The organism is Thomasclavelia saccharogumia DSM 17460 (assembly GCF_000686665.1).
GTDB classification, from domain to species: Bacteria; Bacillota_I; Bacilli_A; order Erysipelotrichales; family Coprobacillaceae; genus Thomasclavelia; species Thomasclavelia saccharogumia.
This window is the reverse complement of sequence record NZ_JMLH01000077.1, coordinates 1-12,743: the sequence shown is the minus strand read 5'-3', so window position 1 is coordinate 12,743 and position 12,743 is coordinate 1. Positions and strand designations below refer to the sequence as shown.

Annotated in this window: 13 protein-coding genes and 1 riboswitch; of the genes, 4 read left to right on the top strand and 9 right to left on the bottom strand. The window is 30.9% G+C overall.

Features of this window, described 5'->3' with window-relative positions:
• Nucleotides 1-725: 725 nt before the first annotated feature.
• From thrS to BR82_RS0112860, 4 genes are all read right to left on the bottom strand, one after another.
• Nucleotides 726-2,459, bottom strand: a complete 1,734-nt coding sequence (gene thrS, locus BR82_RS0112875) for a threonine--tRNA ligase (RefSeq protein ID WP_027090517.1) — start codon at nt 2,457-2,459, stop codon at nt 726-728.
• Nucleotides 2,456-2,980 (bottom strand): GNAT family N-acetyltransferase, encoded by a 525-nt coding sequence (locus tag BR82_RS0112870; RefSeq protein ID WP_027090516.1) that lies wholly within the window; start codon nt 2,978-2,980, stop codon nt 2,456-2,458. The genes thrS and BR82_RS0112870 overlap by 4 nt, the downstream gene beginning before the upstream one ends.
• Nucleotides 2,981-3,253: 273 nt before the next feature.
• The gene (locus tag BR82_RS0112865; RefSeq protein WP_227053463.1) at nt 3,254-3,490 is read right to left on the bottom strand and encodes a hypothetical protein; all 237 of its coding nucleotides are present in this window, start codon (nt 3,488-3,490) and stop codon (nt 3,254-3,256) included.
• A gap of 67 nt (nt 3,491-3,557) precedes the next feature.
• A complete protein-coding gene (locus BR82_RS0112860) occupies nt 3,558-4,283 on the bottom strand; it encodes a pseudouridine synthase (RefSeq protein WP_027090515.1) in 726 nt (241 codons plus the stop codon).
• Nucleotides 4,284-4,438: 155 nt separating this feature from the next.
• Here BR82_RS0112860 and BR82_RS0112855 point away from each other — a divergent pair, with 155 nt between their 5' ends.
• Nucleotides 4,439-5,962 carry a 4Fe-4S dicluster domain-containing protein gene (locus BR82_RS0112855; RefSeq protein WP_027090514.1) on the top strand — a complete coding sequence of 508 codons (1,524 nt, stop codon included), beginning with the start codon at nt 4,439-4,441 and terminating at the stop codon, nt 5,960-5,962.
• A gap of 37 nt (nt 5,963-5,999) precedes the next feature.
• Here the strand turns inward: BR82_RS0112855 and BR82_RS0112850 are convergent, their stop codons facing one another.
• Nucleotides 6,000-6,455, bottom strand: a complete 456-nt coding sequence (locus BR82_RS0112850; protein ID WP_027090513.1) for a pyridoxamine 5'-phosphate oxidase family protein — start codon at nt 6,453-6,455, stop codon at nt 6,000-6,002.
• Nucleotides 6,456-6,466: 11 nt separating this feature from the next.
• The gene (locus tag BR82_RS0112845; RefSeq protein ID WP_027090512.1) at nt 6,467-7,066 is read right to left on the bottom strand and encodes an ECF transporter S component; all 600 of its coding nucleotides are present in this window, start codon (nt 7,064-7,066) and stop codon (nt 6,467-6,469) included.
• 59 nt (nt 7,067-7,125) lie between these two features.
• A riboswitch (FMN riboswitch) is annotated at nt 7,126-7,250 on the bottom strand.
• A gap of 290 nt (nt 7,251-7,540) precedes the next feature.
• Here BR82_RS0112845 and BR82_RS0112840 point away from each other — a divergent pair.
• The 3 genes from BR82_RS0112840 to BR82_RS0112830 are packed head-to-tail and all read left to right on the top strand — an operon-like array spanning nt 7,541 to nt 9,624.
• Entirely contained in the window at nt 7,541-8,557 is a 1,017-nt protein-coding gene (locus tag BR82_RS0112840) for a D-alanyl-D-alanine carboxypeptidase family protein (protein WP_240474564.1), read from the top strand.
• Nucleotides 8,550-9,122, top strand: coding sequence for a hypothetical protein (locus BR82_RS0112835; RefSeq protein WP_024722348.1), 573 nt, complete (start codon nt 8,550-8,552; stop codon nt 9,120-9,122). The genes BR82_RS0112840 and BR82_RS0112835 overlap by 8 nt, the downstream gene beginning before the upstream one ends.
• Complete coding sequence (locus BR82_RS0112830) at nt 9,115-9,624, top strand: spore maturation protein B (RefSeq protein WP_027090510.1); 510 nt, start codon at nt 9,115-9,117, stop codon at nt 9,622-9,624. Before BR82_RS0112835 ends, BR82_RS0112830 begins: the two co-directional genes overlap by 8 nt.
• 91 nt (nt 9,625-9,715) lie before the next feature.
• On the opposite strand, the gene BR82_RS0112825 is transcribed toward BR82_RS0112830, so the two are convergent.
• From BR82_RS0112825 to BR82_RS15885, 3 genes are all read right to left on the bottom strand, one after another.
• A complete protein-coding gene (locus BR82_RS0112825) occupies nt 9,716-11,089 on the bottom strand; it encodes a sodium-dependent transporter (RefSeq protein ID WP_027090509.1) in 1,374 nt (457 codons plus the stop codon).
• Between the two features lie 118 nt (nt 11,090-11,207).
• Complete coding sequence (locus tag BR82_RS17375; protein WP_162832139.1) at nt 11,208-11,357, bottom strand: hypothetical protein; 150 nt, start codon at nt 11,355-11,357, stop codon at nt 11,208-11,210.
• 183 nt (nt 11,358-11,540) lie between these two features.
• A partial coding sequence (locus BR82_RS15885) for a DUF7927 domain-containing protein (RefSeq protein WP_034865066.1) occupies nt 11,541-12,743 on the bottom strand: 1,203 nt, incomplete at its 5' end.

Genomic DNA, 12,743 nt, shown 5'->3' with positions numbered 1-12,743 from the left:
GGTTATGAAAACTATAATCTTTTGGCTCATTTATGCAAAAACAACCTTAAATTTGCAATCAGAGTTAAAGATATCGAAAGTAAAAACGGTATCATGACAAACTTCAAACCAGAGAAATAAAAGCTGATAAAGATAAATATGTCTTTATCCCAACAACTTCCAGATTTGACTTTCTAGGACCAACTCAGAATTTTTATGAATTATCTTTTAGAATTGTACGCTTTAAAATAACAGATGATACCTATGAAACAATTATTACAAATCTATCAGAAGATGAATTTCAACTTGAAGATTTCAAAGGACTGTATCATTATCGCTGGAAAGAAAAGACGGCTTTGTTAATGTATAACGTTTCTGAAGCAGTAATCAACATAAGACTTTATCTAAGAAATAAACTGAAAGAAAAAGAACTTGTTTCCAGAATAAAAAAATTTCTGGTCCCGCAGCGACCAGAAAGATCATTCAAACGTGCTATAAAACCCAAATCATGTAAGTCTTTAAATTATAGAACGTCCTGACATGATTTACATAGCACTTAATTTTAGAATAACAAAAATTTTTTAGGCTGTTTAATAGTTCATTTTGAGTACGTTTAAAATCACTGTTTTTAAACTCCAATTTAGAAATAACAGAAAAGGTGATTGTCTTAGCTTTAACAATCACCTTTTCTTAATTCAATGATATTTAGTTTTTTCTTAACTTAATACCATTATTTATCAGGGCATTTATTTTTTATCTTCGATTTGCTTATTTAACATTGTAACAAACTCAGCAAAAGGAACAGTTGTTTGCACTTGTTCACCATGTTTACGATATGTAACAGTTTTTTCATCACGCTCATTATTACCAAGAACTAACAAATATGGTACTTTCTCCATTTGTCCTTCACGAATCCGATATCCCAATTTTTCTTCACGGGCATCCATTTCTACCTTGAATCCCTCATTTTGTAATAACTCAGTTACTTCTTTTGCATATTCTAAATGATATTCGTTATTTACTGGTAATACTTTTATTTGTACCGGTGCTAACCATAGTGGGAAAACACCAGCAAAGTGTTCGATCAAGATACCAATAAATCTTTCAATTGAGCCAAAGATAACACGGTGAATCATGATTGGACGAACTTTTTCACCTTTATCATCAATATATGTAATATCAAATCTTTCTGGTAAATTCATATCTAATTGAATCGTACCACATTGCCAAACTCTTCCTAAACTATCTTTAACATGGAAATCTAATTTCGGACCATAAAAAGCACCATCACCAGGGTTAACTTTATAATCCTTACCAGCTGCTTTACAAGCAGCTCCAAGAGCAGCTTCTGATTTTTCCCAAATAGCAAGATCACCAATATATTTCTTTTCTGGACGAGTTGATAATTCTATTTCATAGCTTAAATTTAAGCTGCTATAAACACGATCAATAAAATTGATCAATCTAACGATTTCTCCTTCAATTTGATCTGGAGTCATATAAATATGAGCATCATCTTGAGTAAATGTTCGAACTCTAAATAAACCATTTAAAGCGCCACTAGCTTCATGACGATGAACTTGACCAAGTTCTCCCATTCTAAGCGGCAAGTCTTTATAAGAATGTAAACTATTTTTATATACTAATAAACTTCCTGGACAATTCATTGGTTTAATGGCAAACTCACGATCATCAACCATACTTGTATACATATTTTCTTTATAATTTGCCCAATGACCACTAGTTTCCCATAATTCTTGTGACATCATAATTGGTGTCTTAATAAATTCATAACCTTCTTTTGTATGTTCTTCATACCAGTATTGTTCCAAAGTGTTTCGTAAAATCATCCCTTTAGGTAAGAAAAATGGCATTCCTGGAGCATATTCACTCATCATAAATAATCCTAGTTCTTTACCTAATCTTTTATGATCACGACGTTTTGCTTCTTCTAATAGATTAAGATGTTCTTGTAAAGCATCCGGTGTTTCAAAACAGACACCATAGATTCTTTGGAGAACTTTATTTTCTTTATCCCCTTTCCAATAAGCTCCCGAATGTTTAATTAACTTAAAATTCTTACAAGCTTTAACTGTTTCCACATGAGGTCCGCGACATAAATCAACAAAGTCCCCTTGACGATAACAACTAATGTTAGTACCATCTTCAAAATTATTGATTAAATCAATCTTATATTCATCATTTTTAAACATTTCTAAAGCTTGTTCTTTAGTAATTTCTTCACGTACGATACGTTTACCATCTTTACAAATTTTTTTCATTTCTTTTTCGATTTTAGCGATATCCTCATCTTTAATAACATCATCACCTAAATCAACATCATAATAAAATCCTTCACTAACTACTGGTCCTACCCAAAACTTAGCTTGAGGATATAAATGTTTAATTGCTTGAGCCATTACATGAGCACAAGAATGATTTAAAACACTTAATTTTGCATTTTCTTTAAAATCAATCATTTTTCTTCTCCTATCCAGAAACGTAAATATGTTTCTTTACTTTCTTTATCATAATATTCATTTTCTAATTTACCGCCACATTTTTCAATCGTTTTTCTAGAAGCCATATTTTCTTTATTACATGTAATTAAAATTGGATAAATATCCCATTTTTTACAGATTCCGATTGCCTCTTTCAACATTGCTGTAGCATAACCTTTTTTTCTTTGACTCGGGGCAACACTATAACCAATGTGACCACCTCTTTTTAATAAAAATTCATTTAAACAGTGCCGAATATTGATTATCCCAATTATTTTATCACCTTCAATATAAAAATAGACCGTATCCGGTACAAAACCATCTTTTAAATTAATTCCTAAATGATTTTGTTTTTCTCTTTTAAGCCAATCTTCATATTCATTAAAATTTTGATTTCCACCAACACCATTGATATATTCTTCGCCATAAGCAAGAGTTTCATTTACATAAGCTAAGATCATTTCACGATGTTCGATACTAGGATAAACTAATTTAGCCATGCCAGCCTCCTTTTAAATAAAAAACTCTCATCCAAAGGACGAGAGTATCGTGGTACCACCTTAATTTGTTATTAAATAACCTCAAAGCTATAACGCGCTACCGACATTCTCTTTCGAGTGTTGCATATCAGGGAGTACCTAAATAGCCTCATCAAGACTTGCACCAACCGTCTTTTCTCTAAATCAAAGCACTATCTAGACATATCCTAAATCATCGCATCTTATTTACTCTTTTAATTCTACTCATTTATTGACTAAAGTCAACAAATTTGTTTATTTAACTTTATCATTTTGCTTAGCTAAATACTCCATTCTAATATTATCAGTCTCTTTTTTAAATGCTCGATAAACATATTTTGAAGGCATTTTATCAAACATCGTTAAAGTATTACATTTTAAGCAATATATACCTGGAATATTACGAACATTTATCTTCTTGATCCAATCTCCTTGTGCTTTGCATATACCACATTCATTCGTATTTTGTGGTTCAACTATCTGTATTCTCATTTTCATCACCCATCATACAGTATGCACTAATAAAACTAAAATTATTGTCAAATAAAGACATGTCCTGCTACTTAACTGTATTAACTAATTTTTTTAAATCTTTAACTTCCTGAGGTTTTAAAATTCGATATTTCCCTGGTGTCAATCCTTTTAAATTCACACAACCGATACTAACACGATGCAATCTTTTAACTGGATGCCCGACACTTTCAAACATTTTCTTTACTTGACGATTTTTACCTTCTACCAGCTTTATTTTTAACATTGTCGTCTTATGTTCAATATCTTTACCTACAACTTTGATTTTACAAGGCAATGTTTTTACTCCCTCTAAATAAACTCCTTTTTCTAACTTATTTAGTGTTGAACCGGTAATCAATCCTTTAATAGAAACTTCATAGATTTTTTCTAAATGTGAGCGTGGATGCATGATCATATTTGCAAACTCTCCATCATTAGACATGATAATCAAACCAGTAGTATCAAAATCTAATCGTCCTACTGGATATATTCTTTCTTTAACATCTGTAAAATAATCTGTAATAATTGGTCGATCGAACTCATCATCTAAAGTACAAACACATCCTTTAGGTTTATAAAATACATAATATACTTTATTTTCCCCTACTATTGGTTTGCCATCAACAGTGATAATATCACCTTTTTTTACTTTAGTTCCTAACTCATTAACTATTTGGCCATTTACTTTAACTTTACCTTGAACAATTAAATCTTCAGCTTTTCTTCGCGACGTATAACCGCTGGCAGCAATTACTTTTTGCAATCTTTCCATGTTTCTCACCTACTTCGTATACATTATACTGAAATGAAAATTAAAAGCAATAATATCAAAACTAAATTTTAATATTTATTAAATAATCGGATATCTCTTTAATAAAAATTTTTTTTACGATAAAATATAGTTATAAAAGACTTGGAGGAAATATTATGAGAGGAATTTATTCATCATTAACTAAGATTCGACGAAAAGTTTTCGTCGAAGTTGCAAAACTAGCTTATGAAGGTAATGATTATAGTCGGATTGAAGATCTGCCCTATAAGATAATTCCTGGCGAAATTGCAACTTATCGTGACAGTATTTTTTTAGAGCGGGCAATCGTTGGTGAACGTCTCCGTCTAACAATGGGTTTATCATTGCGTCCAATCGATAAACCAGCTCCGATTTCTAAAGGTATTGAAGATAGCATTATTGCTGACAAATATTATGAACCACCACTTATTAACATCATTAAATTTGCCTGTAATAAATGTGCTGAAAAAAAATTTGAAGTAAGTAATGGCTGTCAAGCTTGTTTAGCTCATCCCTGTATGGAAATTTGTCCTAAAAAAGCAATTAGCTTTAAAGAAGGAAAAGCTTATATTGATCAAGACAAATGTATCAAATGCGGTTTGTGCAAGAATGCTTGTCCTTATGATGCTATTTTAAAAAAAGAACGTCCTTGTGCCAAAGCTTGCGGGATGAATGCAATTGAATCTGATGAATATGGTAACGCCCAGATCAATTATGATAAGTGTGTTTCTTGCGGGATGTGCCTAGTTAGTTGTCCATTTGGTGCAATTGCTGATAAAAGCCAAATCTTTCAACTGATTCAGGCAATAAAAGAAGGTGATGAAATCATCGCTGCCGTTGCCCCAGCCTTTATCGGACAATTCGGGGCTAAAGTAACCCCAGAGATCCTAAAAAAAGCAATGCAGGAACTTGGCTTTAAAGATGTTGTCGAAGTTGCCATCGGTGCTGATCTATGTACTATCGATGAAGCTAAGGATTTCTTAGAAAAAGTACCAGATAAACAGCCTTTTATGGCTACTTCCTGCTGTCCATCATGGTCAATGATGGCCAAGAAAGAATTTCCAGAATTTAAATCGTATATTTCGATGGCTCTTACCCCAATGGTATTGACAGCGCGATTAATCAAGGAAAAACATCCTAACAGCAGAGTTGTTTTTATTGGTCCTTGTGCTGCTAAAAAGTTGGAAGCTTCTAGAAAATCAGTTCGCAGTGAAGTTGATTTTGTTTTGACTTTTGAAGAAATAGGTGCAATGTTTGAAGCTAAAGGAATTGATTTTGCATCTTTACAGCCTAACGAAGATGATCCGTTTACCCAGGCAAGCAGTGATGGTCGCGGTTTTGCTGTAAGCGGTGGTGTAGCTAAAGCTGTTGTTAACTGTATTAAGGCTAAAGACCCTGAACGCGAGGTATTAGTAGAATCTGCAGAAGGTTTAGAGAACTGTAAAAAAATGTTGAATCTTGCTAAAAAAGGAAAATACGATGGTTACCTTCTTGAAGGTATGGCTTGTCCTGGGGGATGTGTCGCTGGAGCTGGAACTCTTCTTCCAATCAATCGTGCAACGATGGCAGTTAAAAAATATACTAGTACTTCTGATAAATTAAACGCTAATGATTCTAAATATAAAGAATATTTAGATCTATTAATTGAAAAATACAAATGATATCAAAAATGCGCAATCAATTAGATTGCGTATTTTTTTAATCATATTTTTTTATTTCTACTGTTTGTTTATCAAAATCAATAAATGTTTGAAAAGCATATCGATTTTCATCTTCATCCCAGATTTCAACAAATTTGGGTGTTACTTCAATCAATATTTCACTATCTTCATGGCTATAAGAATTATAGCTTTGCCATAAATATTTTTTATATAATTTTTCAAATTTACGCCCTGGTTCTTCAACAACTAAACCTAGATTTTTAGCTAGTCCTTCTACTTGAACACCACCCGTACATAAGGCTACTTGAGGGTTTTTAAATAACTGCTGAGTTTTTCTAAAATTCTTATCTGTTTTAAAATAAATCTTATCATCATAAAATAAACAACTTACATTTCTAACCATTACATAATCATTTACACTAGAAGCAAGTGCCATGATCTTCCAATCTCCAAGTTTTTTAAACAACAATGCTTTTCCTTCATTAAATTCCATCTTTTTTCTCCTTATCTCGCATATTTTTTAATAATTGGACTAATTTTTTTATAAATTATAAATGTAATAAAACACACAACCACATTTTTAATAAGATTAAAAGGGATGATTCCTAAAACAACTAATTTAAATGTACTATCGACATACGGATTAACTGCTTTACACATATCAATGATCATATCCATATTCATACCATATAATGCCACATAAAAAGGAATAATAATTACAAGATTAGTAAAAACTGCAACTACGATATTTGTTAATGATCCTACTAGCATTCCTTTTAATGCCCCTTGTTTTGTTTTATTATGTTTATAAATTACAGCTGCCGGCAAAACAAGAGCAATACTTAGCATCAACCCCTGCAATTCCCCAGTAAACATTGAATTAGTACCTGATAAAACAAGCTGTAATAAAATTCTAACGATAACAATCAAAACTGCTGCTACAGGTCCCAATGCAAATGCTCCAATCAATTCTGGAATACCAGCAAAATCAAAGCTTAAAAAAGGGGGCATAAACGGTAATGGAAACCTAAACACCATTAAAACTGCTGATAAAGCCCCAAGAACTGCAATCAATACTAACTTTTTTGTTTTTTCATTTTTCATTTTCTTCCTCCTAAAATAAAAACCTGAAAACAATAAAAGTCTTCAGGTAGAATTCTAGAAAATGTCTTTTCTCATCCGGACTTTAACCGTCGGTGTTAGAATTTCACTAACTCAGCCATATCAATGATATGGGTCATGGACTATAACCATCGGTAGGGACTTTCACCCTGCCACAAAGACTTTATTAAATTTTGGATGATAGAAACATTATCTATTGATTTCATTTTACACCTCTTTATATATAAAAGCAATTACTTTTTTCTAAGAAAAATATCCATATTGTAAAATGAAACTGGAATTAAAATATCACCCATTATATAAAAGTTTTCTATTGATGAAGCTGTTTTAATATTGCTGAAATAAACAAATTCGATACTTGTAATGAAATCAAGAAATATAAAACAAATATATTTTTATATTTAAATTTTCTTCTAAACCTAATAATTTATGCATAGGTTTATAGGGGTGATTAAAATGCATTATATAAAAATGATTGGCCTAATTATTTCTTTAACTTTTTTACCGCTAGATAGTGTTAAAACCGTTCCTTTTCAAGGCAAAAGTTATATAGTTATGGAAGCAAGTAATCAAATTGTAATTGAAGGCAGCAATGAAGAATATATTCAAAGTGTAGCTTCGATATCTAAAATCATGACATGTATAATTGCTATTGAAAATATGAAACTTGATACTATTATAACCGTTGATGATACTATCAACAAAGCTTGGGGAAGTGGAATCTATATACATATAGGCGATAAAATTAGTTTACGTGATCTTCTATATGGATTGATGTTGAGAAGCGGAAATGATGCTGCTGTTATGATTGCAAAAGCAGTAGCTAAAGATATTCCTAAGTTTGTTGATATGATGAACGATAAAGCTAAAGAATTAGAGCTTCATAGCACAACTTTTTCTAATCCTACTGGTCTGGATGAAGAAGATAATGGTAATCAATCTACTGTTTATGATATGGCCAAATTAATGGCTTACTGTCATCAAAATCCTATATTTAATGAAATCGTTGGTACTAAGGAATATACAAGAGAAGATGGTAATGGAACCTGGCATAATAAAAATAAGTTATTAACTAATTATAAGTATTGTATTGGAGGAAAAACTGGTTTTACTAAAAAAGCTAAACGTACTTTGATTACGATGGCACGTAAAGATGATCTAGATTTAATTATTGTGACTTTTAATTGTGGTAATGATTTTGAGTTTCATCAAAATAAATATGAGGAATGTTATGAATTATTGAAAGAAACTAAAGTCTTTTCTAAGGGAATCGTGGAATTTAAACAGCAGCAGTATTATTTAGATTTTGATATATGTGTGAATAAAAAACCTACAGATAAAGTAGATGTTTCATTTGTTGATGATCAAATAGTTGTTTCATTAAATAATCAGCCTGTTAGTAAACAAAAAGTAGTTCCATATAACTTTTTTCTTGGTTTTAAAATGATTTTAAAGGATTTATTTTATGGCTAAAGTCTTTAAATTTGGCTTAGTTTTCTTTGTTTTAACAGCCTTTGCAACTAATCATCAAAATGATATGTTTAAAGCAATATTAGAATCTCCAAATCAAGTTTTTGAATTAATTAAGATTCTAGTTTTATCCGCATGTTTATGGAATGGTTTTTTAAATATTATCAAAGCTTCTGGTTTAATAAAGCAATTATCATTTATCTTAAAACCTATCTTAAAATTAGTTTATGGTAAAGCTGTTGAAGATCAACAAATATATCTATATTTATCTACTAATTTTATTGCTAATTTATTAGGGGTTGGTTCTTTAGCATCAATTAGCGGTCTTAAAGCAATGAAATCTTTAACTAAATATCAAACTGATCCTAAGGTTCCTTGTAAAGAAATGATGCTGTTAGTAATCATCAATACAACAGGATTATCAATAATTCCCACTACGATGATGACCTTAAGACAAAGTTACGGCAGTCATGATATTTTAGGTTTTTTTAGTTATAGTCTTATAATTGGTTTTATTATTACAGTTGTAGGAATCATTGCTAGTAAGGTGATTGAACATTATGGATAGTATTATTTTAATTATAATTTTAATTGCTTTAATAGAAGCTTGTTTTAAAAAAGTTGATATTTTTAATGAATTTATCGAGGGTGTAAAAGAGGGTAGTAAATTATTAATTACTTTATTTCCAACTATGATGGCATTTATCCTATGGGTGACTTGTTTTCAAAACTGTGGCATTATTAATATCTTAGAAATCGTTTTTAAAAGTATTTTTAAAACTATAAATATTCCCATAGATATTTTTATGATGATGATCATTAGACCATTTTCATCAAATGGATCACTCAGTGTCTTAAATAATGTATTTTTAAAATATGGTGTTGATCATCCTTATAGTATTCTTGCCTCAATCATTCAAACAGGCAGTGATACAACTTTTTATGTTGTTACATTATATTTTGGCAGTATTAAATTACAAAATAATCGCTATGCCCTAAAATTGGGATTATGGTTAGATATCATTGCTTGTCTATTGGCTATTATTAGCTTTTTACTATTTATTAATTGATCCATTACTATTCTTTTATATTAACTATAATAATGCCAGAAGCAAAATAATTTTGCTTCTGGCATTATTTAATCTTGATTAAAAAATATTATCACTTAATAAAGAACGTATAATAACCTTGAATAAAAATAAAAATAATCACACATGGTAAAACATATTTCAAATAAGCTTTTGTCCATTTAGGAAACTTGATTCCTCTTCCCGTATTAGCCTCTTTAATAAAGTTATCAAATCCCCAGCCATATCTATAAGTACAAAAAATCAAATACGCTAGTGACCCTAACGGTAAAAAATTATACGTAACTAAAAAATCCTCTAAATCCTGAACTGTAGTACCAGCTCCAAAAGGAGCAAAATCACTTAAAACATTAAATCCTAAAGCACAAGGCAAAGATAAAACTAAAATTAAAATCAAATTAATAATCACAGCTTTTCTACGACTCCAATTAAATAAATCCATTCCAAATGAAATAATATTTTCAAATACCGCAATAATTGTCGATAGAGCCGCAAAACTCATAAAAACAAAAAATAACGTGCCCCAAACCTGACCTAACCACATTTCATTAAAAATACTTGGTAACGTTATAAACACTAAACCTGGTCCGCTTCCCGGATTAACTCCAAAAGCAAAACAAGCTGGAAAAATTATCAACCCCGATAATAAAGCCACTAAAGTGTCTAAAGTACATACACTTATCGTTTCACCAAACAAACGACGACTTTTATCAATATAACTACCAAATATCGCAATTGCACCAATTCCTAAACTAAGTGTAAAAAAAGCTTGTCCCATTGCTGCAAATATTATTTCTAATAATCCATACTGTTCAATTGCTTCAAAATTTGGAATCAAATAAAATGCTAATCCCTCACTACCTCCAGGCAGAGTAATTGCTCTAATAACTAAAATTAAAATTATTATTAATAATGAACTCATCATAATTTTAGTAATTTTTTCAACACCATTTTGCAGGCCTAGTGAACAAATACCAAAACCTATTGCAATAACTACTACCATCCAAAAAACTTGTAATAATGGATCTTGTAAAGAACTATTAAAAATATTTTCAACTTGCTGAGGCATGGCTCCTACAAAATCCCCTTTGATCATTTTTACAAAATATGATAACATCCAGCCACCAACAGTTGTGTAAAACATCATTAAAACATAATTCCCTAACATCTGGAATTTCCCTATCCAATTCCAAACTTTCCCTTTTGGTTGAATTGTTTGAAAAGCTAGTGCAGCACTCTTTTGACTTGCTCTACCAACTGCAAACTCCATTGTCATAATAGGAGCTCCTAAAACAATTAAAAAAAACAAATAAATCAAAACAAATAAAGCTCCCCCATATTGACCTACAACATATGGAAAACGCCATACATTTCCAAGTCCAATTGCACAACCTGCAGAGATCAGGATAAATCCTAATCTTGACGAAAATTTTTCTCTTTCTTTCATAACATTTTAACCCTTCTTTTAATCATTGCCTTTTAATTTTAGCCTAGTATCTATAATTTTTCAACTAAATGTTTCAAAAGTCGTACAATCATTATAAATAAACTCATTTGCATCATCTTTATTTAATATTTACATACTTCCAATATGACCGATATTTCCCTTTACAAGCAACTACCAAATAATTTGTATATCCAAATTCTCTTGCAATAGTCCCTTTAGCAACCTTATTAACATGAGTAAGTTTTCCATTTACAACAGCATATTTCATTTCTAGTTCCTCCTTTATATTACTTATATTATAAAGGATTTTTTTTAATCATGCTTTGAGTTACCCCCATCATAAAACCGAAAAAACGGAGTTAAAATCAATTTCTTTAATTTTCTTCAAAATATATAAAAAAGGAACTGTAAAATTACAGTTCCTTTTCAATCAATTATCTTTGATCATCTATTAATCTTCTTTTTTTCTTTTTAATATTAAACCTAAACCAGAAACAATTGCAAGAGAACCAAATAAAGCAATTGATGAGTTATCTCCAGTATCAACACCTGGCTTTTCAGGTTTAGCAGGTTCTTCAGGATCAACTGGAGTTACTTCAGGAGCAATTACTGGTGTAAAAGCATTATCCTCTAATCTTGCACTAGTATCACCATCAGGCCAATTGTTTTCATCCACCAATACTACTTCACCAGTTTCAGCATCAACATAACTTCCATTTGCAATTGAAGTTACAATATTTTCATAATCAGCATTTACCGGTGTGTTAGCATTGATCGTAGCCTGGAATATTACTTCTTTACTTTCACCAGGTTCAATCGTTACATTAGTTTGATTAGAACCAACAAATTCAAAATACTCAGAATCAACGAAGATATCTTCTAAATCAATATTTAAAGTGATATCACCAGTATTTACTAAAGTCACTTTATAATCAATAACTTCACCAGTACCAGCATAGAATCCTTTTAAACCGTCTTTTGGTTTAGTTACACGTTCTTTATTCATTGTATAACTTACTTTTGGTGTAATATAATGCGTAACTTCTTCTGTTGGTGTATCATCACCATCTTCTCCAGTTAAAACATCTTTGGCTTTTAAACTTGCCTGGTTTTTAATAACATTGACTTCACCGTTTGTTTCATCAAATGCTTTTATTACTTCTACTGGAATCTCAATTACTAATTTTCCATTAGCTTCGATCGTTCCTTCGTAGCTGCCATTCCAAGTTTGATCTTGTTCTACTCCATTAACCGTATATTTTCCATCTGCTTTTACTTGACCAGGTAGATTATCTGTTACTACTATTTCTCTTTCAACATCATATGGATTTTCTACTGTTAATGTATATGTGATCTTATCTCCTTTAGCTACTGTTGATCCACTTTCTGGATCACTTGTCTTTGTAATCGTTGGATCTTTTACAACGATTACTGGTGTATTAGCTGTACTTGTTTGTTCTAGATCTTTTTGTTTTTTTTTATCAATCGTTACATCATTACCGCTTTCTGGATCAGTATATGTAGCTGTTCCTTCTGAGGTTACCGTATTTAAATATCCTTTATCATCACTTGCTGGCGTACCTTCATTTACTGTTGCTTTAAATGTTACAGTTTTAGTTTCACCTTTTTCAAGTCTGATACTTGCTTCACTAGC